Below are 25,495 nucleotides of genomic sequence, written 5' to 3'. Positions count from 1 at the left end.
TGGTATGAGTTCTTCACCAAGCACGTCTTTGAATGGCGGCGGACGCGAATGGCCGCACCACATGCTGCAGGAGATCTACGAGCAGCCGGAGTCGCTGGACCGCACCATCGCAATGTACAGCGCGGAGGGCCGGCTGCGGCCGGAGTTCGTGGAGCGCGTACGCCCGCTGGTGTCCGCGCCAGACATGATCGTGGTGGCGAGCGGATCGAGTCGTCACGCGGGGCTGACGGGCGAGATCGCGATCGAAGACCTGGCCGGCTTGCCGGTAGACGTGGAATATGCCAGCGAGTACGCACTGCGTCCGGCGACGGCTCGCAAGCAGGCGGCGGTGCTGGCGATCTCGCAGTCTGGCGAGACCGCTGACACGTTGGGCGCCCTGCGCGCGGCGAACGAGCGCGGCCACCGGACGATGGCGATCACCAACGTGGAAGGATCGTCGATGGCGCGAGAGGCGGGGGTGAGCCTGCCGACGCCGGCCGGCCGAGAAGTAGCCATTCCGGCAACCAAGAGCTTCACGGCGCAGTTGACGGTGCTGCACCTGCTAGCGCTGGCTGCGGCCGAGGTGCGGGGATCGATGCAGGAGGCGGAGATTGCGACGCGGCTGCAGCGGCTGGCTGCGTTGCCGAGGAGTATCGCGGCGCAGTTGCCGGACTGGGAGCGCGCGGTGGAGGCGGTCGCGCCGTTCTATAGCCGGGCGAAGACGCTGCTCTTTCTGGGTCGCGGCATTCACTACCCTATGGCGCGTGAGGGTGCGCTGAAGCTGAAGGAGTCGAGCTACCTGCACGCGGAGGGCTACCCGACTGGCGAGCTGCGGCACGGGCCGAACGCGCTGGTCTCGCCCGAGGTGCCGCTGGTGGTGATCGCCACGCGCGATACTGCCGACGCCGATTCGGTGCGGCGCTACGAGAGCACGCTGCAGTTGCTGGAAGGCATGAAGAAGCAGGGAGCGACCGTGCTCTCGATTGCCAATCGCGGCGACGCGGCTGTTTCCGATCTGAGCACGCACACGCTGTTCGTGGACGAGCAGCCAGAGCATCTGTTGCCGATCGAAGAGGTAATCCCGCTGCAGATGCTGGCGTACTTTGTGGCCGTCCGGAATGGTGTGGATGTGGATCGGCCGCGCAACCTGAGTAAGGCCGTGCTGGTGGAGTAGCAGCGGTGGGATTAGGGCTTAGGTACGGATTACGGAGGTCGGAGAAACTTTCCGCTGTGGGGAGAGGCGTTCGAGGCGTTCAACTGGCACGTGTCTGCGCAACCGTATGATCTTGGACCGAACGCTTCGACTTTCAGGTAGTGAACAGCATGGTGAATGGGCCGCGGCAGCTGCAGGTGACGGCACGCATTCAGTTCTAACCGCTGCCGCGACCGAGCCGGCACATCGCGGAGAGATCAATCTTCGCGGGCGGCGGCTTCGAGCGTTGCGATGTCCAGCTTGACCATGTTCATCATGGCTGCCATGCCCTTCGGGTGGCTAATGAGTTGGCCGATGTTGCGCGGTGCGATCTGCCAGCAGAGGCCAAAACGGTCGGTGAGCCAGCCACAAGCCATGGGCTTGCCACCCTGCATCAGCTTGTCCCAGTACGTGTCGATTTCTTGCTGCGAGTCGCAACTTACGAAGAACGAGAAGGCTGGGGTGAGCTGTTGGGCGGGGCCGCCGTTCAGGAAGATCATGTCCTGACCTTCCAGTTCAAGCGTGACGGTAGCGACCTTGCCGACCGGCCATGGCCCAACGCCTTTCGAACGCACCTCGGATACTTTGCGGGCGTGCGGAAAGACGCTTAGGTAAAAGTCGGCGGCTTCGCCTGCGTTGTCGTTGAACCAAAGGAACGGACTGATGTTCTTCATGCCGAGCATGCTACTACCCAGGCCGGCCTGGAGGAACCAAACCAATGCAAAAGGCCACGCGAATGCGTGGCCTTTCGAGAGCTTAGAACGAAGTTAGATCTTGGCTTCGCGGTAGGGCACGTGCTTGCGCACGACTGGGTCGTACTTCTTCATTTCCAGCTTACCCGTTGAGGTCTTGGGGTTCTTGCTGGTGGTGTAGAAGTGGCCGGTGCCAGCAGAGGAAACAAGCTTGATCAGGGTGCGCATTGGTTATCCTTTCGCCTGCAGCAGGGCGGCTTCAACGCCGAGCTTGTTGATGGTGCGCAGACCACGCGCGCTGACGCGCATACGAATGAACTTCTTTTCCGACGGAACCCAAACGCGCTTCCACTGCAGGTTCGGCTCCCAACGGCGGCGCGTCTTGTTGTTCGCGTGCGACACCTTGTTGCCGGACATGGGCCGCTTGCCGGTGATGGGGCATACCTTAGCCATGACGATCTCCTGTTGACGTGTCTTGAGCTCGCTTCCGGCCCGCTCGTGGAGGGAACCCGCGAGCGGCTGGTGCATGGACCCGTCCGCGCGATTCTGCCACGCTGGACACACCTGCTCAGACCAACCCTTCTATCTTGCCACAGATCGGGCGTTTTGAACACGGTTTGCGACGATTCTGGCGAAGATTCATCGAATGAAGACGAGGCGCAGTATGCTGGAGCAGATGGCCGACGTAGTAACAGCGCAAGGTGCCGCCTGTACGATACCGACGGTACTGACGGACGGGGAACGGGAGCGGCTGGCCCGGCGCGGCAGGCAGTTGGAGATCGTCACGGTGTGCTGGGCGGCACTGGAGGCGACAGTGGCCCTGGCCGGGGCTCATCGGGAGCACAGTATCTCGCTGGCCGGATTCGGCTGGGATAGCTGCATCGAGATGCTGAGCGGCGCGGCGCTGTACTGGCGCATGACCCACGAGATGGATCATGACCGCAAGCACCGTGCAGAGCGGTTGAGCCTGAAGGTGGCCGGCTGGTGCCTCTATGCCCTGGCTATCTATGTCCTGATCGATTCGGTGTATTCGCTGATGCGGGGCGGGGCTGAGACTCCAGGATGGACGGGCATGGCGATCACCGCGGCAGCGCTGGTGAGCATGCCGATCCTGACGCGCGCCAAGCGTACCGTGGCCCAGGGGTTGAACAGCCGAGCGATGATGGCGGATGCTCGCCAGACGAATTTCTGCGCGATTCAGGCTGGGATTGTTCTGGGTGGACTGCTGGTGCGCTCAGTGCTGCACGTGGGCTGGGCGGACGCCGTTGCTGGACTGGTGCTGGTGCCGTTTCTATACCGAGCGGGACGGGAAGCGCTGCGCGGCAATGCCTGCTGCCACTAATCGAGAAGATTCCGCATAGAAGCAAAAGCAGGAGCTAGATAGCTCCTGCTTTTTTGTGTGCTTCGGATTAGCTTGAGTCGCCTGTTAGCTCTTGTTGTGGCGGGTGATGATCATCGCTTTGGCGTGGGTGCCGGCGGGACAGCAATAGTGCCGTTTGCGACCGCCATCGAGCCAAGCCACGTCGCCGGTCTGTAGGGTGGTGTTTTCGTTGTCAGTATTGAGAATCACCGGGCCCTGCAGCACAAAGGTGAACTCGACGCCATCGAAGATTTTGGGTCGAAAGACCTCGTCGCGATCGCTGCCGTTGAACTCGGCAAGGCATGGCACCATCTGGCCGTCGGAGACCAGGGAGTGCATGCTTTCCGAGACAAAGGAGGGCGTAGCGTCCGAGGCGCGGTGCAGCCGGATGCGTTCGGTGCTGCGCATGATGCGGAAGGGCGCAGGCTGGTCTTCGCGGAAGAAGTAGCTCAGGTCCTTGCCAAAGGTCATGGCGATGCGTGCCAGATTGCGGACGGTGGGCACGACGCGGCCGGTTTCCAACTGGGATAGAAAGCTGGCGGAAAGACCGGTGCGAGTGCCAAGCTCGACCAGGCCCATGCTGCGCCGGGTGCGCAGGCGGCGGATGCGCTCGCCGATTTGCTTGCCCTGGATCGTGGTTTCGACCTGGTCAGGGTCCACGGTGTCGGCGCCGGTCGGGTTCAGGCCTGCAAACTTTTCTGACATAGCTGCAAAGATGGATGTGATGAAAAGGGAAGAAGGTGCCTGAAGGTAGCGAGTCCACGCATCGGCGCCGAATTTCGGCAGTCGGTGACTGGTTTGCTGACGCCAAAGGCGGTGGGATTACTGCTGAACTAGACAGGCTCGGGTCGTGAATTTCGACCCGAGCCTGCTTGTAGGTGCTGTGGCGACTAGAAGTCTTCGCCGAATGCGACTTCACCTTCCACTGCGGTCTGGTAGGCGGAGACGCGGCGCTCGAAGAAGTTGGTGAGTTCCTGGACGTCCTGCAGCTCCATAAAGCTGAAGGGGTTCTTGGTGTTGAAGTGCGGGGCGATGCCCAGGCGCTGCAGGCGCGAGTCGGCAACGTAGCCGAGGTAGGCGCGCATATCGCGGACGGAGAGGCCGGCTACGCCGCCGGCGAGCAGGTCCTCGGCGAACTGCGCTTCGCAGTCCACAGCCTCTTCCAGCATTTCGACGATCTGGCGTTCCAGGTCGGCGTCCCAGAGGTCGGGCTCCTGCTGGCGAACGACGTTGACGACCTCAAAGGCGAACTCGAGGTGGCAGCTCTCGTCGCGGAAGACCCAGTTGGTACCCGAGGCCAAACCGTGGAGCAGGCCCTTGCTGCGGAAGAAGTAGACGTAGGCGAAGGCGGCGAAGAAGAAGAGGCCTTCGATGGACGATGCGAAGCAGATGAGGTTGAGCAGGAACTGGCGGCGATCTTCGCGGGTCTGCAGCGTGTCCAATGCCTGGATGGAATCCATCCACTTCATGCAGAAGTCGGCCTTTTTCTGGATGGACGGGATGTTTTCGACGGCGGCGAAGGCCTCGTAACGCTCTTCCTGGTCGGGGACGTAGTTGTCCAGCAGCGTCAGGTAGAACTGCACGTGCACGGCCTCCTCGTAGAGCTGGCGTGAGAGGTAGAGGCGCGCTTCCGGCGAGTTGACGTGCTTGTATAAGTTGAGCACGAGGTTGTTCGAGACGATCGCGTCGCCGGTGGCGAAGAAGGCGACGAGGCGCTTGATGGTGTGGATTTCCGCAGGCGAGAGCTTGGAGCGCAGGTCGACCAGGTCGGTGGAGAAGTCGACTTCTTCGACGGTCCAGGTGTTCTTGATGCCGTCGCGGAACATGTCATAGAACTGCGGGTACTTCATCGGGCGCAGCGTCAAGCACAGGCCCGGATCAAGGATGTTGTCAGGCGCGGTGACCGCTGAGCCGGAGGTAATTGGATTGTTGTGGGCAGTTCCGTTTGCGGCGACGGAGATTGGATCGAGGGTTGCGGACATCGGTGGGCTCCTGGTGGTGCTGGGTCGGAGCCGTGGCTCCGAGAAAAGGTATGCCTGAGCGAAGGAGAGCAGATCCCTCGCTTCGCTCAGGATGACACTGTTGGACGTGTCGAGAAGATGAAGATCACTGGCAGGCTTCGCAGCTTTCCGGGTTTTCAAGCGAGCAGGCTATTGCCTCGGCGGTGGCTGCCGGAACGGTGGGCGGCACCTCAGACGACTTGGGTTCGTGTGCCTGCAGGGTGCCGGGAACACCAGCGAGCGGCTGGGCCGAACTCATGGCGGCGCGCTGCACGGTGGTCTTTGCGATCTTGGTGGCCGGACGCGAGCGCAGGTAGTAGGTGGTCTTCAGGCCGGCCTTCCACGCGAACATATACATGGACGACAGGCGGCCGATGTTGGGCGACTCGACGAAGAGGTTGAGTGACTGTGCCTGGTCGACATAGGCGTTGCGTGCGGCAGCCATTTCGATGAGCGAGCGCATGGGAACTTCCCACACGGTCCGGTAGATCAGCTTCAGGTCGTCCGGCAGCTCATCGATGTTCTGGATAGAGCCTTCGCCGATCTTGAGCTTGGTACGGATGGCGTCGTTCCACATGCCACGCGCCTTGAGCTCGTCGATGAGGTAGCGGTTGACCTGGAGGAACTCGCCGGAGAGCGTTTCGCGCTTGAACAGGTTGGAGATCTGGGGTTCGATGCACTCGTAGCAGCCGACGATGGACGCGATGGTTGCGGTGGGCGCGATGGCGATGAGCAGGGAATTGCGGACGCCAAACTTGGCGACGCGCTCGCGCAGATCGTTCCAACGAGCTTCGTGAGTGGGCTTCACGTTCCACAGGTCGAACTGGAACTGGCCCTTGCTGAGGCGAGTTTCGTGGAAGGAAGCGTGCGGGCCCGCCTTCTCGGCCAGCGCGACCGAGGCCACGAGTGCGTGGTAGTAGATCTCTTCCTGGATACGGGCGGAGAGTGCCTGTGCCTCAGGTGAGTCGAAGGGCAGACGCATCTGGAAGAAGACATCCTGCAGGCCCATGACGCCGAGGCCCACGGGGCGCCAGCGATTGTTGGCGTCGGCCGCGGTCTGGATGGGGTAGAAGTTGATGTCGATGACGCGGTCGAGCATGGGTACCGCGATGCGGACGGTGTTGGCCAGCTTCGCAAAGTCGAAGACGACGCGGCCGTCCTCGTCGAGCGTGGTGTGCCGGCCCAGGTTGATGGAGCCCAGGTTGCAGACAGCGGTTTCGTTGCTGCTGGTCACCTCAGTGATTTCGGTGCAGAGATTGGAGAGATGGATGACGTTGCCGGGCCCGCCGGTCTGGTTGTTCTTCAGGTTGCAGGCGTCCTTGAAGGTCATCCAGCCATTGCCGGTCTCGGCGAGGCAGCGCATCATCTTGGCGTACAGGTCGCGCGCCTTCATCTGCTTGCTGTACAGCTTCTCTTCTTCGGCTTTTTCGTAGGCGGCATCGAAGTCGGGGCCGAAGAGATCAGGCAGATGCGGTACCACCTTGGGATCGAAGAGCGACCACAGGCCGTCCTGGTCGACGCGCTTCATGAAGAGGTCGGGGATCCAGTTGGCGGTGTTCAGGTTGTAGGTGCGGCGGGAGAGGTCGCCGGTGTTTTCGCGGAGTTCGAGGAAGTTTTCGACGTCGGCATGCCACGGCTCCAGATAGACGCAGCAGGCACCCTTGCGCTTGCCGCCCTGGTTGACGGCGGCGACGGACGAATCAAGCGTGCGCAGCCACGGCACAATGCCGTTCGACAGGCCGTTGGTGGCGCGGATGAGCGAACCTTCAGACCGGACGCGGTGGAAGGCGAGGCCGATGCCGCCGGAGAACTTGGACAGCAGTGCGACATCCTTATAAGCGTCGTAGATGGATTCCAGCGAATCGCCCGGGGAGTCGTGCAGGTAGCAGCTGGACATCTGCGGGTGCCTGGTGCCGGAGTTGAAAAGCGTCGGCGAGCTGGGCATGTACTCGTGCGCGGCGATGAGCTTGTAGAACTCGATGGCTTCGTTGGGTGTGCCGGCCAGACCGCAGGCGACGCGCAGAAAGAAGTGTTGCGGTGTTTCGATGACCTTGCGGGAGAGAGGATCGCGCAGCAGGTAGCGGTCGTACACGGTACGCAGACCGAAGTACTCGAAGCGGTCGGAGGCCGTTTCGTCGATGGCGTGATTCAGCTTGCGGGCGTGAACGCGGACGAACTCGGCGGTGGCGTCGGAGACGATGCCCTGCTGGAAGCCGTATTCGACGGACTGCGAGAACGAGTGCAGGTTCTGGTTGGCGACTTCCTTGATGATGGTGGCCAGCAAGAGGCGGGCGGCGAGCTTGGAGTACTGCGGCTCCTCGGCGATCAGCGCGGCCGCGGTGTCGATCGAGATGGTGTCGAGCTCGCGGGTGGTCGCGCCGTCGTACAGGCCACCAATGGTCTTGGAGGCGATGCGGATCGCATCCACGTGCTGCAGGCCAAAGGCACAACGCTGAACGGCGCGGACGATCTTGTTGACGTCCACGGCTTCCAGGGAGCCGTTGCGTTTCTTTACGTGCATCACCGGGGTTTCGTCGCGGGACGGGAAGCCCGAGTTGATGTCGGAAAGGCTGGTCTGCAGGGTTGTGGTCGCCATAGTGCTCCTTGCTTGTGGGCCGCTGCTGCCCGGAATCGATCTAGTTACGAGTGCAGTCCGAGCGGGCGGGCAGCAGGGCAGCTCCGCCAAGCTGCCACATTCTCATTGTATTCGCCTTAATTTCGCCTTTGCCGGCTTCATCTGGAAAGCGAGCCAGTGGCGCGCTTTCGAGGTATGCCTACTCTAGCTCGGGCCAGTGAACCGTGCAAGCACAAGATATAGGGCCCATGTGCAAATGTGGGACGAAGCTTGTGGTCCTGGCTGACAAGCCTGCATGGTACGCCGAACCCGCTTGTGGAAGGCTGGTCCGTCTTTTGGAAATCAAACGGATGTTTGACCGGGGTTGACTGTGTGGGCTCGAATCTACCCGGGAAAGTGCATGGGCTGCTACAACTGCTGCAGCATGATTCGGATGACACCCATACCCCAAGCGGGACTGATGTTGCCACCGACGCCCGTTCGGGAGAGTGGCATCTCTCGGAAGGCAAAGAGACAGCCGGACACCGGCGAAGAAGTCCAGGAGAACCTTGCACCAATGATCCTTGGCAAGCGAACGCCCCCAGGCGTGTACCACGAGTTCTTTGAGGAGCTGCTTGAGCTAGCGCGCAAGCACAAGTGTTCTGCGGTGAGTATCCGCGTAACGCGTCGGAATGATCCGACAACGCAGATGGACTGGAGAGCGCCTTTGGAGGAGGCGCTGGACGTCTTTGAAGTGAGAAGCGCGGAATCGAACTCGATCTGAGTGGAAGCGCGGAGACCGCGCGGCTGCCCGGAGTGCGATAAACTAGAGCCACGGAGAGTTGGCAGAGCCCGGTTGAATGCACCTGACTCGAAATCAGACATCGTCGTAAGGCGATCGGGGGTTCGAATCCCTCACTCTCCGCCACTTTTCTAAAGTTCCCAAGTTTCGGCTCCAAATTGCAGTCTGTGACACTCGTTGTGACACATTCGGCATTACTAGGCGCTCCGGCGACTAGTAATCGTCTTTCAGGTAACCCTCGAGGTATATGCCTTCGAGGGTTTCTGTTTGAAGACGAAGGTTCCGAAAGTTCGCCTCTACATCCGTATCAAGCAGGGCCGCAAGGACCTGTTCGCGGCTCCTGCGTGGAACAAAAATCACACGCTGAGAGCCGGCTACGCCATTATCGACGGAAAGCAGGCAGCCCATCCGGAGGGGGTCTATTATCTCCGCTACGCGAAATACGGCAAGAGGGTCTGGGAATCCGTAGGTGCCGAACCGCAGGCCGCAGTGGCCGCTCTCCGCAACCGTGAGCATGATCTGTCCGCCACTGCGCTTGGGCGTGCGGTCCAAGATCCTGCACCCAACACTCCATCAGTCAGAGCCGCAGTTGCGCGCACTGTACAGATCGCAGTCCAGGAATACTTAGACGAAGTCCGAGCAATGCGTGCAGCGAAGACCTTCGCTGCTTGTAAGAACATGCTGGGCCTCTTCGCCGGCCGGTATGGTTCTCGTCTGGTCGCGGACATTAGCCGCAATGACATTTTGCAGCACATGTTGCACCTGAAGGCAAAGGGACTTAGCGACCGCACCGTGTTCAACCACGTGGCGCGCATCAACTCCCTGCTCATTGGCAACGGGACCGCGCGAGTTCTTCGGCCCGCAGACTGGCCTCGCTATGACGAGAAGGTCGTGAGTGCCTACCACCCGGACCAGGTCGCCAAACTTCTGCAGGCCGCCACCACGCGACAGCGCATCCTCTTCACATTCTTTCTGGCCACGAGTTTTCGCGAGCAGGAGGTTACGCACTGCACCTGGGACGATGTCGACTTCCGCAACAAGGTCATCTCGGCGCGCAGTAAGCCTGCATACAAGTTCCGACTGAAGGACAAGGAAGAGCGGTCAGTTCCGGTGCCGGACAGCCTGATCAAAGAATTGGAGAATCTGAAGGCTGGCAGTCAATCCTCCCTCCTTTTTCCGTCAAAATCCGGAGCTCCAAACCGTCATCACCTCCGCGAACTGCAGCGCCTCGCCTTCCATGCAGGCCTCAACTGCAATTCCTGCGTGACACGTGGTGGTCAACGGTGTTCCAGCAAGGCGGTGTGCCGGCGCTGGGGCCTGCACGAATTTCGCCGGACCCTCGCGACTTCCCATGCGGAAGCCGGCGTCCCAGCGACCACTATCCAGCGATGGCTTGGACACTCCGACCTGACGACCACGCTCCGGTACCTGGCTGCGGCGGACCTGCGCTCCGACAGGACTCGCTCACAGGTGAACGCAAGCTTCAGCTTTCTGGAAGAACCGGAGTGCCGCTAATGGCTTCGGGCCGAGCGACTGCACCAGCGCCCGGCTTCGCGTCGGTGTGGCCCGAGGCAAGCTGTACGGCCCAGTGCAGGCGCGAAAGTTTTCCACAGCCCCATATTCAGGTTCGGGACAACCGGTCGGTATTAGCCAGTATGAACGCCTTGAAAGACGCTCCCGATGCGCGGACGAGCCTGGTGGACAGCATCCGCCAGTTCGACCGCTACCTGACCACACGAGAGGTTATGAACCTACTTCAACTCGGCCGCAACACCATTTGTGGATGGTGCGCAAGCGGACGCCTGCCTGCGTTACGCACCCCGAACGGGTACCGCTTCGACCCAATCGCCCTCGCGGTTTGGCTCGACAGCCGCATGCTCAACGGGAAGGTGGCGAAATGAACACCATCCAGTTCAGCGGACCGCCACCCTCGGCAAAGAAGCCAGCCATCGTCAAGGCTGAGCAGGGTGCTAGCTGCCCTATGCCGTGCATCACGTCGATCGCAACTTCGGGTACGACGAAACCACCTGCTGCGGAGACCTCCAGCTCGGAGCTTGACGCCATGGAGTTGAAGATCACGGAGCTCTGGTCTGCGAAGGCAAAGACGAGGGCAGCAGTCGCCAAGACCCGGAAGCAGCTTCAAGAGAACAGGCGCGAGCTCGGAAGAAACCTTGCTGCCTACAAGGAAGCCTTGGCGAAGACCGGCCGGGACGGCAAGTGGAGCAAGTTACTCAAGCAGGCGGGGATCAGCAAGGCGACTGCTGACCGCTACGTCCAGGAGTTCATCGGCAGGAGAAAGCTCCTCACTGAGGAGATTAGCGACGTTGAAGTCCAGAACCTCGCCATGAGGTACGCACGGTTGCTCCATCGCAAGCACCTGAGCGCGGAGCAGAAGGCGAGCTTCATGAGGATTCTCGCTGACGAGCTTCAGAGAGTTCCAAATCCGAAACTGGTGGCCGAAGAGATCACGCCGGCTCCGCCTGCCACCCCCGACCTGGAAGCTTCCGCTTCGCCCGAAGCTCCCGTGACCTTAACCGACGCTGATCGCAGCAACAAGGAGGAACAAGGTGGCAAGGCAACCAGCAAGCCCGACCAGCGCGATCCGGACCGCGCCCATACGGCCAGACCAGAAGCAACGGAACAGCGTCCGTCTTCCAGTTGATCCCGGGATCTTCCCTGACCACGCACCACAAACGCTCTTGCAAGGGATTGGGCGGATCCTGTCCACCTTCTTGCTCTCAGACCACCAGACAAGGCACCGGCTTCAGCAGGTCGGACCCTGCGCCGCTGAAAGGAAGGCGAAACATTGAGACCCTCTAACCTCACCAACACCTCGACAGGCGGTGTTACACGTCGAGCAGCGCTTTACGCGAGGTACTCGACCTCGATGCAGCGCCCCGCCTCCCTGCAGGATCAAGAGCGATCCTGCCGAGAGTATGCCGAAAAGAACGGCATCATTCTTCTTGATGACCACATCTATCAGGACGCCGCTCAATCTGGGACAAACACACGGAATCGGCCGGGCTTTGGGGCCCTGCGCGCGGCCATGAAGCGCAAGCCGAGAGAGTTCGGCGTTGTGCTTTTTGACGATACGTCGCGGTGCGCCCGGGATGTACACGACATCTTGGAGTTCGTGAAAGACGCAGGAAAACGCAAAACCGCGGTCTGCTTCGCGAAGCAGGACATCGACACGTCTAGAACCGTTGGGAGATCATCCTGAATGTGAACGCGATGATCGATCAGCAGTTCGTGAAGAACCTGCAAGACAAGTCTTTTGCCGGGCAGAAGGGACGCGTCCTCGCGGGCTTCCACGTCGGAAGTGTTCCTTACGGTTATAGGTGCGACCGTGTCCTCGATCCGAACGCCCCGAACGCGACGACGCAAGGCGGAACCCTCGGCTCCAAGCTCGTGATCTTTGAAGAGGAGGCTGAAGTGGTACGGCGCATCTTCCAGATGTACGCGGACGGCAAGAGCATGATGGGGATCGCCAAGCTGCTGAACGCGGAAATGATTCCGTCGCCGATCAATTCGCGAGCGCGCAAGACGGAATCGAACTGGGGTTCAGATCCGATCAAGACGATCGTGAAAAACGTCAAGTACATAGGCCAGTACATCTGGAATGTCAGCCACCAGGAAGAAGACCCTGATACCGGCAAGATCCAGAAGGTCGACAAGCCTGAGACAGAGTGGGTTCGCATCGACGCGCCAGAACTCAGGATCGTCTCAGACGAGCTCTGGGCAGCAGCTGCGGAGCGTCGATCCAAGATGTCCAGCAAGCAGAAGTCTCGGGTGGAGGGCGGTTACAACAGGGCCAAGGACCGGCCATACCTCTTCAGCGGTTTCCTGTTCTGCGGTCTCTGTGGCGAAAAACTGATCGCAAACGGCTTACAGAGTCGATCTCGGTACAGGTGCGAGAACGCACGCATGCACCGCGGGTGCACCAGCCGGTTGAGCATACCCGAATCTGTTCTCTCAGAACAACTGACCGAACTCTTCGCTTCGAAGCTGCTGAGCGCCGCGAACTTCGAGCCTCTCGTCTCCTCCACCCACGCCGAATTGACCGCAAGGTTCAGGCGAGAAGAGGAACGGGCGAGCCGGGCAGGCCTGAGAGAGATGGAAAGCCAACTCCGGTTGAAGCAAGAAGGCATTCAGAATCTTCTCGTCATCGCGGAGCAGGGACCGTCTCTCGTGGTCGCAGAACGCATAGCTGCGTTGGAAAGAGAAGCCATCTCTCTACGTGAGAAGTTGCGGATCGCGAAGAGTCGACGCAAGGTCGTGGTCTCCCCGGAAACCCTGACGGAACTGGTTCGACAGAACCTGAGCAAGTTCAAGAAGGTGTTGCAGGAAGATGTTGCGCTTGCGCGGACTCTTTTCGAAGATCATCTCGTTCGCCTAAAGCTCTACCCTGACACCATCGACGGAACAGACCAGGTCTGCGTCATCGGCGAGGTGGACATCTTCTCAGGCCAAAACGCGCGTTCTTCAGGCGTGTTGGTAGGAGGTGAGTGTACACCGACCTCCCACCAACACGATCCATCTCACGCAGGAATCTTCTACTTCGTCGCGGAGATCAGCTCGAGCTATACAAGACCGTGCGTTTTTTTGAACCGCTCTGCGGGCTGCTCAGAGAGCGCGCCGAGCAGTGCAGCGGCCCTAAGAGCCCAAGCCAATGGGCGGCGGTTCTTCGTGACTACCTTGGTCACAAGTGGCCGCAAGATGAGCCTCTTGGGTACGGCGCTATCAATCAGTGCTTCCGCGTTCACGCGGAGCTGATTGCCACGCGTATCAGGATGCTGAAAACGCCTAACCCGGCGACACAGGGCCATAGCAAGTTGATCGAACTGCAACTGTTAGAAAGCCCCGAGATGAAGGAGGCCGCCTGAGAGCTGGCTAAAGCTCCTCACTGAGGAGCTTTAGCCAGACCTGTTGCCTCGCAGAACCAGCGAGCGCTGGAACGAACACCTGAATCACAGAGGCGATCTTAGATCGCGCCCACGGGCTGGCGACGGGCTCAGTGCCAGTTGCTTGTCCTCACCACCAACAAACAACACCGAGGTTAGATTTATGACCGATTCACCCGATCTTCTTCTTGATCGCGCTGCTGCTAGCGTGACGATTCTCTTTAACCTTTCAGACCTCGAAAAGGACGCTTGCATCACGCTTGCTCCGGCGAGAGCCTGTCTCGTGCACCTGGCGCATTACCTCAATGAACAGGGCATGCTCGAAGTCCTGCAGCATTATGCGGCAGCCGCGCGGAAGGCTCTTGAAGAGGATGACAAGTCTAAAGAAACGGAATGGGTCATGTGATCCCTTCTTCGCTGAGCCCGGTGCTTGCTCTTCGCTGCTCTGCTTTGTCTGAGTCGCTAAGAGCGGGCGCTCAGGCTTTGCCGCTAGACCACGTCCGATGAGAAGTGATCTCACGAGGCAATCGACAACCAAAACGAAGATGAACCGCTCTTTCCGCTCGCTCCAGAAGACACCCTCGTAACCGAAACATCTGCACATCCATGGATAAAGCACCGTGACGCCGCGAGCCGTTGGGAGGCAAGTCGCAGCGCGCTAAGGCACGGCGAATCGACAGCGAGCTTGCAAGATATCGCGATCGAGGTGATGGTTAGAGCTTCGGACGCTGCAGCACTTCTGGGCAAGGTCAGGCGCCGGCAAGTCACATCGTGTCTCGCTGAAGTCTGCAAAATCAGAGATTCAAGCAGCATGGTATCTACCACGTTCGATTCTCAGGCCCGCTTTCCAGCTTCGTAGCCGATGCGCTGCCCCGTCTCTAGGTCACTTCTCAATTTTGGGAATGGTAATGCCATCGTCTCCGGCGGAGGTTAAACTGATCGGGCCGTCGATGTTTCTCGACGAAGCTGGCAGATCCTGACGCCATGGCGGCCTGTTGTGCGTCTGCGAGAGGAGACTCCGGGGAGTTAGTTCTCCAAGCTAAAGCGATGGCTCGCGTGCTACCGGAGTTTAAGGCTACCGCGCTTGCGCTCGTTCGATGGTCCACGAGTGCATTGGCGATTTATCGCTCGTTGAGATTCAACTAGTGGGGGCCAACCACTTGTCTCGGGCTCTGTGGTGAGCTAACGCGGTTAACTGCTTGGAGCAGAGCGCCTCCGCGCTTCATCCGGACGCCGCTTAGAATCCGCGATTTCGCGAGACACTGCGCGCAACCACACTGCTCGAAAGTATCCGTGAGCGCGAACCGGTGCCCTTCGGAAACGTCAGCGCCGTCTTTACCTTCCCCAATTGGGTAAGGCCGGATGTCCGTGGACCGGCGCTACAGGCGGATGGAGCAAGCTCACCCGCTCGGTCGCTTCTCGTAGAACCACAGGGGGATCAGCACCTGCCTGATGATTTGACCGGCGAACGGACGAGGGCTTTGTAGGACCTATCAGCCTGGAGTTGGCCCGTACGATCTTGGCGGCCGCCACATCGACACTGACATCAATGATTAGACCTGTGAAGACACTCGGATCGCTTCTGCAGTACCTAACAGCTGCCGCGAAGGTTCTCTGGTCGCCCGACTTGAGCTTCAGCGCGCGTGAACTGCGTCCGACCGACAAAAGCTTCACTGAACACGGCGGCGAAGACGCATGACACAATGCAGATCCCGGGTAGAGAAACGATCTGACGAAGCTGAAGGCCTCAAGCTTTTCGCGACTTAGGAATCCTGTTGATCAGTCAGATGAACTATCCTACGATTCGAGAAACTAGGTTCGCTCAAGATTCGCCAAAGGAGACTGCGCCGTGTCTAGTTACCCGCCTATACCAGAACCCGGGCCTGCACCACCGGAGCTCGAAGAGCCGAATTACGAAACCCTGCCAGGCCCCCCGCCATCGAACGTCCCTGACCTATACCCGGATGACGGCCCACAACTCATTCCAGCGCCAGCGTTCCCCGGCCCCGAAGAAGGTCCGGAAGTTCCTGAACCGCCTGAACCCGTAGAGCCGTACGAAGTGGAGCCACCTGAGATAGCCGAATAGAGGCAGGCTCCGTGTGGTTTGCGATCATTAAGTTCACTTCAGACGCATCTGTTGTCGCATCTCGATCTGAATAAGTCGCCTCAGCTTTCTGAGAGGCACGAGAATTCGCCGTCAGCCGCGATGGGGAGGCAATAGCAGTGACAAAGCCACAGCAACTCTACTAAGGGATACTGGTTATGACGGGGACGCTGGACTAATCGTGAGCAGGCTTGCGATTTGCTTCCGTTGGGAAGCGCATGCAATCGTGACTTTCACCGTGAACTGTTCGTTCGGCATAACGAGCACACGTTCGGACAGCGCAGCCTCGGGTTATGAAGTACTCGGTTCGGTGGACTAAAGCCACTGCTGCCTTCGAGGCTGTTTTTCAGCAGCGGCTAAAGTCCGCAGCGAAAAGAATATTGTAGTTGCACACTCCTGTAGACCTGCTATGCTGGCGCACACTTCCCGTGCTGTCGCCTCAGGCAAGTGACGCGTGGAGACCCCTTTCTTCAACAGAATGGGCCTCCTCAAATCAGGGCAGGCATGCCTGATGACGGACCGTTGCGTTAGACACGTGATTTTCAGGGCCAGTCACCTCCGCAACAACGACTGTCCAGGAGTGAGTATGCGCCATAGCAGGGCTAGTTACTTTATCTTGACGTCGCTTCTGACTTTTCTATCGATCTCTCCTTGCGCTCATAGCCAAGAGGCGGACGGGACGAGCGCTTCAGGCGCGCAGATTGAAGCGTGGCAAAGTTTTCGCACATCTCATCCGTTCCACCTTCAGGTCGTCGCGCTCTCTCGGTCAGGTGAGGATGGCAGCCGGACCCTGATCGTTTCGGAGCCTCCGCCCAACGTAGCTCTCGACGATGTGAGCAGGCTGTCACCGTGCATCGCTTCGACGGAAACGGCGAAGAAGCGATTCGGCGTGGACGGCTGGGTCAAAGACATCGTGATGCGTTTGCGTCCGTGTAGGGACGAACAGATCCAAGAGTTGGTGATCGCGCTCCACAGGACGCTATTCGGCACGGCGTACAAGGCATACACCGTACCAGTGAATGGAGTGCGAGAGACCGCCCCGGGCACCGATCTGAACTTGCATGTGACCTCTTCGCAATTAAACCGCTGGCTGATCGGTGGAACACGGGAGCGGCCTTCCTCGTTTTCGATCGCGGCTATCTCCGTTCTGCTGGCGATCCTGTTCGTATACCTGTGGCTTGCGCGCAAGCTGCTGCGCAGGAGCCGGCCTTTGTCGCTCACGTTTCTGACGCTGGTGTTTTTGATGTTCTTCCTTGCCGCCCTTCCGCACAGAGCGAAACCGTCGGATCCGGAGGTGTTGAGACTGCGACCAGTTCTGGGCGGGAACTCCGTGACATTACAGACGCTGCTGGATTCGGGCGCGCATGGGGTGTACGCAACGGCCGAACCTGGCCTCGTAGTGTGGTGCGTGGGCGAGGACGCTAACCTGGACAAGTCGAGCGTGGAAGCACGGGAGTTTGCCGTCGATTCTGACCTGATATTAGGAGCGATCGGATCCGCCAAGAAGGTGGCGATCGTGGGGCGGACTCGATCGACGTCGATTGCGTGGATGCCTCCACTCCGGACAGAGACGATCCTGCAACTGGCGTCGGCGAACACCGGGGAGTTGGAGCAGAGTTACGAGCGCAAGTTTTTGTGGGCAGGCAAGACAGACCAGACCGGAAACGGCGCGGAAAAAATTGACTGGGCACCGATCTACCTGAGCGACCAGCTCCTCGACACGGAATACGGCAGCCTCTTAAATATTACGGACCAGATGCTCAAATCTTGGTCGATGCATGGGCTAATCCGGTATGTCAATTTCCCCTATCCTGATCCCGCAACCTATCCGTTTCGAAAACCACTGAACCGGGAGGCAAACACAAACGAGGTCTTGTTTAACTGGAACACTCGCGGTGCTGGCTACGTGTCACAGTTTTCCGGCTTCGAGGTGTTTTCCTTGAACCAGCTCGGCTCACTTCCAATCGATTACTTAGCGCTGGATAATGCGAATCTGCGGCAAGCTGAGGACACGGCATACGGATACTACAGCCAGCTCAGCGACCCGAATCTGGTGCGTGTGGTGCAGTATGCCGGTCTGTACCAGATATTTACCCACTTTGGCATCAAGGCCACTCCGGGCAATCACGAGCATCATGCTGTCTCTGTACTGAAGGAAAAAACCGGTCAGCTCATCAAAGCTATCACGGAGAAAAAGGACAGTGATCCTTTATTCCAGGGCGACGACCCGGTGAGCGCCAGCATCCGCGATGCGCACGGCCTTTTGGAGAAGTTCTCGGAAGAGGCTTCGCCGGAGCAGTACGACGAGTTGATCGCGTGCATCGCCGATCCCGCAGCAGCTCGGTCAGGAGCCGCTAGCAGCGACAAGGATACGCGGACGATCGCACATCTGTGCCAGCGCGTATCGTCGGCGCTGCAACCCGTTCTGTCTGCTGAGTTTCGGACAGTAGCAGGAATGCTTTACGAAAATGAGGCTAACAGCCGATCCGGATCGATCTGGATACACACGCCGTCCGTGGTGTTTTCGACCGCAATGGGCGAGGTCGCCGGCGCCACCGGTGGGCACAATCTTTCCGCAGCCGTGACGGACTTTAAGGTGGACAGTTCGCTGCGGGCGGGTGAGGTGCGTGTCACTACGGAGGATGGTCACGCGGTGGTGTACCACAGCGAAGCCGACGCTGAAAAGATACCGGAGACTGCCCGCCTTGCGGGACGGGACGCGGAGAAAGATCCGGAGGTGCTGAAGCGGGAAATTCAAGGGATGCTAAAGGACCAGGCGAGCGATTTGCGCACGCTCACCGACAGCCTGTACCCGCGCGGCGGCCGGTTTGCCGAAGGCGCGAGCATGGGCTTTGACCCTAGGCAGGTGCCGGACGGCGGAGACACGCCGGGATGGTGGAGCACTAAAGACGCACCGGATCCTGAGAGGAGCCGGCTTGTTGCCGCGTTCTCCGCAGGCAAAGCGAAACAAGCGAAACCGGTGATAATCGTATCGCGCGTTGCGGACCACCGCTATGACATCGTGGGTCCGGCGGGCCTGCACATGCAGGCGGACAACCTGCCGGCGGCTGTAGAAGCGGTGCGCTCTACAGCCGAAGATACCTTAGGCGCGGATAGCCTCCATCTGCATTTTCAAGGTGTGGATGAAGAAGAAGGTCGAGGGTTCGTGCGCAGTACCGAAGCGCAGATGAAGGACCACGAAGCGGTAGATGCCAGCTTTGAAGGTTCCATGTCCGAGGAAGATATCCGCGCACTTACGGCCGAGTACGACCTTTCTAAGGCAACAGTGCGGGAGGTTTCCGCACCGCACATGGTCGACGGACATGCGGTCATAGACGCGAGCCTTGAGATTCCGGCGAAAGGCTGGTTTGGTAAGCCGCTGTTGATCCGCATCCGCCTGTTCTTTTCAGATATGGCCTCGGCCGCAGCTTTGCTTCCCCAACAGATTGGTGTCCTGCTCCACGCCGTCTCGGAACAAGCCGATCTGTTTTTTGCGCTCCGACGACTTGAAATCGACTTGCAGAAGGCTCATCCCGGCATTAGGAAGGTGGATATTCATCTCGTGAACTCGCAGAGGAAGGACCTATATGTTGTGGAGGACAGGCGGCCAAGCGGGTTGGGGCCAAGCGGTAACAGAGCCGCGTAACTGTGCCATCGCGGTTTGCGTGCCTCTCCAGGTGGAGACATTCGTGCGAGCCTTTGAGGAAGGAGAAGAGGGAACGTTCGTCCGGGAAAACGACCGCCCCGAGTATCGATATCTGTCTCCCGTGCAGCGCTGGGGGAAATATGCGCCCCTGGCTGGAATGATCGAGGACTTGCTGCGGCATGTGGAGCGGTTAGGTGTGCGAGTGATCCGCAACGCACGGCTGGAGGACTGGTATGAACTTTGCCGCTCCTGGCCAGTGGTGTCGCTGGTGGCGCACTGGAGAAGCGCCCGTTTTCGCAAAAGCGATCTGACCGATGCAGAGGCGTTAGCCAAACTGGCGTGGAGTGATTTTACGTTGCGGCAGACGTTGATCGCGATGGACTGCGAAGTGGCGATGGATCGCGAGATGGAAGCAGGCGAGTTGCTCGCTTTGCTGAACCGCGCGCTGGAAGGCCGTCTGAACGAGAACAGCCCGGCTGCCAAGCAGGCAGGTTTTCTGACCGCGCAGCAGGTGCAGTGGCAACTTCGCAGGCTGCAGCTTGAAGATGCTGCTCCGGGCATGTTCCGCCGGGGAGCAGCAGTGGAATTCAGCGAAGGCTTTCAGACGGTCACCGACATTCTGGCCGGGCTTCCCGAACGGATGCCTTCCTGGCTAGACCTGACGGTATGCAATTCCGTGCTGCTCGCGCAATTGATCCACGATGCGTGTCCCGGCACGCACTGCCTATGCAATGAACAAAGCGCTGACCTTTCAGTCCGAATGGCTTTCTATCGCCAGGTCATCGACCGTATTCACCGGACGGCTAAAACTTTCCCCGAAGCCAGCTTTGACGTTCGCGAGACGTTCAGGAGAAAAGGATGAGAAGGCTAAGAGACGTATTAGGTGCGCGTTCTTACCATCTAGGTGAAGCGGTAGCCGCCCAAGAGACCCAGCCTTCACAAGAACAGCTTATTGCCGACCTGAAAACGGTGATTACCAACAACGAGATGTATTTTCGGCTCTGTATCGGAGCTTTGGTGGCCGTGTTTGCGGGTTGCTGCTTTCTGATCTATGTCTACCGTGCAAACACGCTGGCGATTACGGGCCTGTTCACGGCGACAGGCATCTCGTTTGCAGCGATTGCTCCGCAGATGTTAAGTTTCTGGCGGGAGAAGGTCCGTACCGACACGGTGCTGGTCATGGCACGACAATTGCCGGCCAGCGAGACGATGCAGCTGATCCAATTGTTGCTGGCGTCAGGTAAGTAGCGGGCATTGGATCTCACCCTTTGTGTAGTCAAGTCGGCCAGCGGTGAGGTCTGCTTGGAAGCGGCGGCTTCGGTTCTCGAGCATCGAGTGCGTGGCCGAACGCATCCGGCAGCCGGACATGGTTCGCGACAGTAGTTCGAAGCTAAACGCAAACTCCGAATGATGGGCAGTCAACCGCATTGGACTGTGAGAGCGGGCAAGGGTGCGCCTCATAAACAGCTTCTAGCCACCCTGACGGCACTATGCTGAGCTTCCGCGAGCGAGAAGGTTAGCAGGCAGCGTAATGCCGAGGACAGGTTTGGCGAGGTGGAACATCATTCGCCATTCTGGATGAGCTTGTTCTCGATCGGCGAGAACAGGCCAATGCACTTACGACACCGGTCCGATTACTAGCGACTCGGCGAGTATCCCGCGCGGAAGAGTACTGGGAGAAGAAGATTGGCTTGCGCAACGTGCGTCCCTCGATGCCGCGCAATCGACTCTGCCGACATTGAAGGAACTCTAAAAAAGCTGTTCCAAAAGAGCTTCAACGAGTTAAGAGTTGATCTGTCAGTGTCTATTCTCTCAGGTGCAAGCTATGAACACCTATCATTTCAGCCGCTATACCCTTCACAGAAGGCCTCTTCTTCTTGAAGAAGGAGGGCGAAGAATAAGGCTCACTTCAAGGCGGTTGAAGGTGTTGCTCCTCCTCGTTCGTGCAAAAGGCGAACCAGTGCTTTATGAGGCCTTTCGGAAACATATTTGGGAAGATGCCTGTGTTGAACAATCCAATCTGACCCAAACTGTTCTCTTGCTTCGCCGGACAGTGGGTAAGACGGCGAGTGGAAAGCATCTCATTGAGACCATCCCGAAGATCGGCTATCGAGTCGCACCTGAAGCCTTCCACGATAAGGAGGAAAGCAGTTTTGGGGAACGACGCACCGCGCTGAGTGGCTGCGAGAGCACGCAGGCATGCAGATTCTCTCCTGCGCATTCCTGAATTTGGATTCCAAACCTATCATTTTCACGGGTGACATCGTAGCGAGCAACGGCCATCCCTTGTTCCATTACCGGAAGATCAGGCCGTATCGTTCCGTCAGCGACTGGGCACTCTATGGCAGGAACTAATGGAAATTCGACGGCAAATGCAAACTTCAACTGCGTCCTCTGAAGGCCCCGCTTCGCAGACTGACACATAAAAAGCCGGAAGGACGTCGAGTCAGACAGAAGGACCTTAATCGCGAACAGCGGTCGCGATTCCCGGAAGTGCTCAATGAGTTCTGCAGACTTCTGTTCGTTCAGAAGGCTAGTTGACATTCGACGAGCAGATAGCCTAGTCCGGAGTCGACAGGGAAAAGGTGGCACGACTGGATCCACGATGAGCAAGCCAGGCGGCCCAAACGCGATGAGCGACATTTCCACGGGAAGGGCTGCGATCGGCTTGGCTTTCTTGTCTCACCTCACTCTCACCATCCTCTCGGACACACAAGGGCTGCATCGTGAGCTAGATGACCTTCCCGGCGGTGACATGCTCATTCACTGGTGTGGAGATCGAGGGCCTACGTCTGTGGGCCAGTCCAGTCACGCCTCTTTACGGAGGGGCGTTCGGCCTGTCGTCCCCTGCTGACCGCCAGCGGCTCTGGGCCTGCATCCCCGAGAACACTCACGTCCTGATCACGCATGCACCTCCGTACGGAGTATTAGATCGCCCTCCGGGGCACATCGAGCACTATGGTGATCCTCAATTGCTGTCGGCTACGCAGCGAGTGAGCCCGCTCCTCCATTGCTTCGGTCACGTCCACGGTGGCTTCGGCATCCACGAAGCGGACGGCATCACCTATGTAAATGCCGCGCTTCTCGGCCCGGACGGCGAACTCGTACATCGGCCAGTCCACCTGAGGCTGCATAGCCGGACGGTTCGAAGCATGCCTCTATCGATAAAACGCTGAAGAAGTTCGTCGTACGAGCGTGCCCGTCTTGGCTGCTCACATCGGCGTTTCCGAATAGCATGTTGCGGGCGATTCATGGGTCTCGTGACACTTCTGTGACAGAAAAGGCCGCGTGACGCAGAGATAGCGCGTGACAGGGCGATACAAAACGATATACTGCCAATGGCATATCTTTCCGGCGCTAGCCTGATTTTACGATTTAGATGCTGAATTCAGGGGCTTTAGCAGGAGTCGACGGGAGAATCCCTCACTCTCCGCCACTTATTTAGCCCGGTCAAAGGGCGCAAGAACATTCAGCAGGAGCAGCAGTTTCACAGGCGACCACACGGATCACGTGTGGTCGCCTGTCGTGCTTGATAGCGTCTGCAACAAGAGTGTTGCGGGCGAGCATCGGTAGCGAACTGGTGCTCGTGGCACCGGCTTGACTGTGTGGAGACTTGAGAATCGCTTTTCCGTAGTCTTGATGGGCTGGACTCCGGACCAAGCTGTTCCCGCCTGCGAAGAGGCGGTCTTGACCAAGTCACGACTGTCACGAGATCTTGAACGCCAGGTTGGGATGCAGCCTCGTCTGCAGCAGGGATGAGGGGAGGTGGCTGTGCGCATCACGCGTCGAGATTGGGCACGGCTGACGCTGGGATCGGTCGCAATGCATCAGCTCGCCGTGCATGGCATGCTGGCTCAGCAACCGAGAACTCAGGTGGAGTTCCAGCCGTTTGCAGCGGCGACGCGCCGCCTGATGCAGGCGCTCCACAGTCTTGGAACTCCGTTGCCGCAACCTGCGGAAGCAGCGATCGAAGCGGCGCTCAAAGCGAATACGCAGCCACAGGAAGACGCGGCCGTCCAGGCGATTGAGGATGCACTTGCGTCCAGTGTGCTGATGAACGTGGAAATCAATCCCGAGATGCGCCTGTCCGTCTCGCGCGGAGCTGCACGCGGCGAACTGGTGCAGGGCGGATGGCGAACATTTCTGGTGCGCGTTCAGAATGCTGCTGGCACCACACCGGTTCTGAATGTTAAATCTCCACAAGCCGGTGCGGTCGGTCGAAGATCTTCGTTGGCGATCACGGGCGTCGAGGACTTTACAAACGGTGCGGTCGACGAGGTGGAAGCGCGCAACCGCTGGCTTGGGGTAGCGACCTTCAACGCGCCGCCTATGACGCCGGCGCTTACCGGACTCGAGTTGGAGTACCGGATCGTTCAGCTGTATAGCCGGGATGTGGGAGAGCGGGAAGCGACCCTGCAGGCCGACTGCGGCTGGGGCGAGCAGGACCTTGGATTCCGTAGTTCGTTGCCGGTGCTCTTCCGGTGTGTCGCGGCGAAGGAGGTGCGGACACACATCCGTGACGAGCATGGGCGACCGGCGATTGCGTCTTTACTGATTCGCGACGACCTTGGCCGCGTGTACCCGGCGCAGACGAAGCGCTTGATGCCCGACCTGAGTTTCCAGCCGCATGTGTATCGATACGACGGGGAATCTGTGCTGCTGCCGGAGGGACGGTATCGTGTGCAGAGTTCGCGTGGTCCGGAATATTTCGCCAATTGGCAGGACGTCGAGGTTCGTAGCGGAGATACGGCGATTGAGGTGCGGCTGGAGCGGTGGATCGACCCTGCTGAGTTTGGATACTACTCGGGCGATACGCACGTCCACGCGGCCGGCTGCTCGCACTACGAGAGTCCGACAGAGGGCGTTACGCCGGTTGTGATGGAGCGGCAGGCCGATGGAGAGGCGCTGGATCTCGCGTCTGTGCTGAACTGGGGTCCCGGCTTTCAGTACCAGAAGCAGTTCTTCACCGGCCACGCGCTCCCCTCCGCTGTGCAGACAAGTTCACGCCCGGTTGCACACGAAGGAATGGCGCACGATGCGACTGCCATTGCCGCCAGAGAAGAAGCTGCAGTAGTTGATCGGCTTCAACACTCGGCGTCGCCGCCTGCGATAGATTCGCTGGTGCGATATGACGTGGAGGTGTCGGGTTTTCCGTCGAGCCACTGCGGTCACCTGGTCCTGCTATCGCTTCGAGACCAAGAGTTTCCGCACACGCATGAGATCCAGGATTGGCCGAGTTGGAACGCTCCGATATTGCGCTGGGCTCACCAGCAAGGTGCGATCGCGGGCTACGCTCATTCCGGGCATGGGCTGGTTACGGACAGCACGGCGCTGCCCAACCTGGTGATCCCGCCGTTCAACAGCAGTGGCGCGAATGAGTTCATCGCCGATGTGACGCATTCGGGGCTCGTGGACTTTATCTCCGGTTGTGATCTCTGGCCGTTTGCGGAGATGAATATCTGGTACCACACGCTGAATTGCGGGTTTGCGACGCCGTTTGCGGGCGAGACGGATTTTCCTTGTCTGACGGATGCGTGCGTGGGAGGAGGAAGGTCCTACGTGCGACTGAGCGAGCGTCCACAAGGCGACTCTGGGTACGCCAAGTGGATTGAAGGGCTGATTCACGGGCCAAGCTACTTTGGAGACGGACGCAGTCACCTGATGGATTTCCGCGTGAACAGCCAACTGCGCGGCGAGCATGCGCTGGATCTGCGCGTTCCCGGTGAAGTCGAAGTGACGGCGCGAGTTGTTGCGAGGCTTGACCCTATTTCGACGGAGGGGACGCGTGCCATCCAGAAGGCCTCACCGTATGACAAGCCATACTGGCACGTGGAACGGGCGCGGATCGGTGACAGCCGCAATGTCCCGGTAGAACTGATCGTGAACGGCAAGACTGCTGGACGCTTGGTGATCCGTGCCGATGGCACACCGCAGCCGATACGCATGACCGCGCAGATTGAGCAGAGCAGTTGGCTGGCGCTGAGAATCTATCCTTCGGCCCATACCAACCCGGTGGTGGTCAGCGTGGCTGGCCGGCCCGTGCGGGCGTCAAAGGATAGCGCGATGTGGTGTCGCAAAGGAGTGGATGTCTGCTGGGAGCAGAAGCGGCAGCGAATCCGGCCGGAGGAGATGCGGGCTGCGGCGGAACACTTTGACCATGCGCGTCGCGTCTACGATGCGATGGTGGCTGAGTTTAGCTGAGCTTGGTAGCGGCTGCCGTCGCCTGTTGAGCGGGGCGTCTTTCTTGGATCTGAGCCTCAGGCCA

The 25,495-nt window shown here is 59.4% G+C and carries 21 protein-coding genes and 1 tRNA gene; 14 read left to right on the top strand and 8 right to left on the bottom strand.

The window, feature by feature from the left end; translation table 11 throughout:
• The first annotated feature begins 4 nt into the window (after positions 1-4).
• Positions 5-1,153, top strand: coding sequence for an SIS domain-containing protein (locus OHL12_RS06660; protein ID WP_263413044.1), 1,149 nt, complete (start codon positions 5-7; stop codon positions 1,151-1,153).
• A 236-nt stretch (positions 1,154-1,389) separates the two neighbouring features.
• On the opposite strand, the gene OHL12_RS06655 is transcribed toward OHL12_RS06660, so the two are convergent.
• The 3 genes from OHL12_RS06655 to rpmB all read right to left on the bottom strand — a co-directional run bounded on the left by OHL12_RS06655 (position 1,390) and on the right by rpmB (position 2,316).
• A complete protein-coding gene (locus OHL12_RS06655) occupies positions 1,390-1,854 on the bottom strand; it encodes a VOC family protein (protein ID WP_317889808.1) in 465 nt (154 codons plus the stop codon).
• An 84-nt stretch (positions 1,855-1,938) separates the two neighbouring features.
• A complete protein-coding gene (gene rpmG, locus OHL12_RS06650) occupies positions 1,939-2,091 on the bottom strand; it encodes a 50S ribosomal protein L33 (protein ID WP_263413043.1) in 153 nt (50 codons plus the stop codon).
• Between the two features lie 3 nt (positions 2,092-2,094).
• Entirely contained in the window at positions 2,095-2,316 is a 222-nt protein-coding gene (gene rpmB, locus OHL12_RS06645; RefSeq protein WP_263413042.1) for a 50S ribosomal protein L28, read from the bottom strand.
• Between the two features lie 193 nt (positions 2,317-2,509).
• Here rpmB and OHL12_RS06640 point away from each other — a divergent pair, with 193 nt between their 5' ends.
• Entirely contained in the window at positions 2,510-3,205 is a 696-nt protein-coding gene (locus OHL12_RS06640) for a cation transporter (protein ID WP_263413041.1), read from the top strand.
• An 84-nt stretch (positions 3,206-3,289) separates the two neighbouring features.
• On the opposite strand, the gene OHL12_RS06635 is transcribed toward OHL12_RS06640, so the two are convergent.
• The 3 genes from OHL12_RS06635 to OHL12_RS06625 all read right to left on the bottom strand — a co-directional run bounded on the left by OHL12_RS06635 (position 3,290) and on the right by OHL12_RS06625 (position 7,819).
• Positions 3,290-3,928 carry a helix-turn-helix domain-containing protein gene (locus OHL12_RS06635; protein WP_263413040.1) on the bottom strand — a complete coding sequence of 213 codons (639 nt, stop codon included), beginning with the start codon at positions 3,926-3,928 and terminating at the stop codon, positions 3,290-3,292.
• Between the two features lie 185 nt (positions 3,929-4,113).
• Positions 4,114-5,205, bottom strand: a complete 1,092-nt coding sequence (locus OHL12_RS06630) for a ribonucleotide-diphosphate reductase subunit beta (protein ID WP_263413039.1) — start codon at positions 5,203-5,205, stop codon at positions 4,114-4,116.
• A gap of 124 nt (positions 5,206-5,329) precedes the next feature.
• Entirely contained in the window at positions 5,330-7,819 is a 2,490-nt protein-coding gene (locus OHL12_RS06625; RefSeq protein WP_263413038.1) for a ribonucleoside-diphosphate reductase subunit alpha, read from the bottom strand.
• A 794-nt stretch (positions 7,820-8,613) separates the two neighbouring features.
• On the opposite strand from OHL12_RS06625, the gene OHL12_RS06620 reads away from it, so the two are divergent.
• Positions 8,614-8,705 (top strand) — tRNA-Ser (locus OHL12_RS06620).
• An 87-nt stretch (positions 8,706-8,792) separates the two neighbouring features.
• On the opposite strand, the gene OHL12_RS06615 is transcribed toward OHL12_RS06620, so the two are convergent.
• Entirely contained in the window at positions 8,793-9,095 is a 303-nt protein-coding gene (locus tag OHL12_RS06615) for a hypothetical protein (RefSeq protein ID WP_263413037.1), read from the bottom strand.
• Between the two features lie 126 nt (positions 9,096-9,221).
• Between OHL12_RS06615 and OHL12_RS06610 the strand changes: the two genes are divergently transcribed.
• The 10 genes from OHL12_RS06610 to OHL12_RS06565 all read left to right on the top strand — a co-directional run bounded on the left by OHL12_RS06610 (position 9,222) and on the right by OHL12_RS06565 (position 21,457).
• Positions 9,222-10,094: a tyrosine-type recombinase/integrase gene (locus OHL12_RS06610; protein ID WP_263413036.1), complete on the top strand. Its 873-nt coding sequence runs from the start codon at positions 9,222-9,224 to the stop codon at positions 10,092-10,094.
• A gap of 140 nt (positions 10,095-10,234) precedes the next feature.
• On the top strand, positions 10,235-10,480 hold the full coding sequence (locus OHL12_RS06605; protein ID WP_263413035.1) for a helix-turn-helix domain-containing protein: 246 nt from the start codon (positions 10,235-10,237) through the stop codon (positions 10,478-10,480).
• Entirely contained in the window at positions 10,477-11,241 is a 765-nt protein-coding gene (locus OHL12_RS06600) for a hypothetical protein (RefSeq protein WP_263413034.1), read from the top strand. Before OHL12_RS06605 ends, OHL12_RS06600 begins: the two co-directional genes overlap by 4 nt.
• Before the next feature lie 144 nt (positions 11,242-11,385).
• On the top strand, positions 11,386-11,799 hold the full coding sequence (locus tag OHL12_RS06595; RefSeq protein ID WP_263413033.1) for a recombinase family protein: 414 nt from the start codon (positions 11,386-11,388) through the stop codon (positions 11,797-11,799).
• Between the two features lie 11 nt (positions 11,800-11,810).
• A complete protein-coding gene (locus OHL12_RS06590; RefSeq protein WP_263415088.1) occupies positions 11,811-13,352 on the top strand; it encodes a recombinase family protein in 1,542 nt (513 codons plus the stop codon).
• A 291-nt stretch (positions 13,353-13,643) separates the two neighbouring features.
• Positions 13,644-13,886, top strand: a complete 243-nt coding sequence (locus tag OHL12_RS06585) for a hypothetical protein (RefSeq protein WP_263413032.1) — start codon at positions 13,644-13,646, stop codon at positions 13,884-13,886.
• Between the two features lie 2,314 nt (positions 13,887-16,200).
• Positions 16,201-19,230: a hypothetical protein gene (locus OHL12_RS06580; RefSeq protein WP_263413031.1), complete on the top strand. Its 3,030-nt coding sequence runs from the start codon at positions 16,201-16,203 to the stop codon at positions 19,228-19,230.
• A gap of 43 nt (positions 19,231-19,273) precedes the next feature.
• Positions 19,274-20,092 (top strand): hypothetical protein, encoded by an 819-nt coding sequence (locus tag OHL12_RS06575; RefSeq protein ID WP_263413030.1) that lies wholly within the window; start codon positions 19,274-19,276, stop codon positions 20,090-20,092.
• Positions 20,089-20,478: a hypothetical protein gene (locus tag OHL12_RS06570; protein ID WP_263413029.1), complete on the top strand. Its 390-nt coding sequence runs from the start codon at positions 20,089-20,091 to the stop codon at positions 20,476-20,478. The genes OHL12_RS06575 and OHL12_RS06570 overlap by 4 nt, the downstream gene beginning before the upstream one ends.
• Before the next feature lie 577 nt (positions 20,479-21,055).
• Positions 21,056-21,457, top strand: a complete 402-nt coding sequence (locus tag OHL12_RS06565) for a winged helix-turn-helix domain-containing protein (RefSeq protein ID WP_263413028.1) — start codon at positions 21,056-21,058, stop codon at positions 21,455-21,457.
• Between the two features lie 700 nt (positions 21,458-22,157).
• Here OHL12_RS06565 and OHL12_RS06560 read toward each other — a convergent pair.
• The gene (locus OHL12_RS06560; RefSeq protein WP_263413027.1) at positions 22,158-22,340 is read right to left on the bottom strand and encodes a hypothetical protein; all 183 of its coding nucleotides are present in this window, start codon (positions 22,338-22,340) and stop codon (positions 22,158-22,160) included.
• Positions 22,341-23,052: 712 nt separating this feature from the next.
• Here OHL12_RS06560 and OHL12_RS06555 point away from each other — a divergent pair.
• Entirely contained in the window at positions 23,053-25,431 is a 2,379-nt protein-coding gene (locus OHL12_RS06555; RefSeq protein WP_263413026.1) for a CehA/McbA family metallohydrolase, read from the top strand.
• Positions 25,432-25,495: the final 64 nt, after the last annotated feature.

Origin of the sequence: Terriglobus aquaticus (assembly GCF_025685415.1) — a bacterium.
In the GTDB taxonomy this organism is placed as follows: Bacteria; Acidobacteriota; Terriglobia; order Terriglobales; family Acidobacteriaceae; genus Terriglobus; species Terriglobus aquaticus.
Note: the sequence above shows the minus strand (reverse complement) of the source record. Positions and strands in the feature narration are given on the sequence as shown.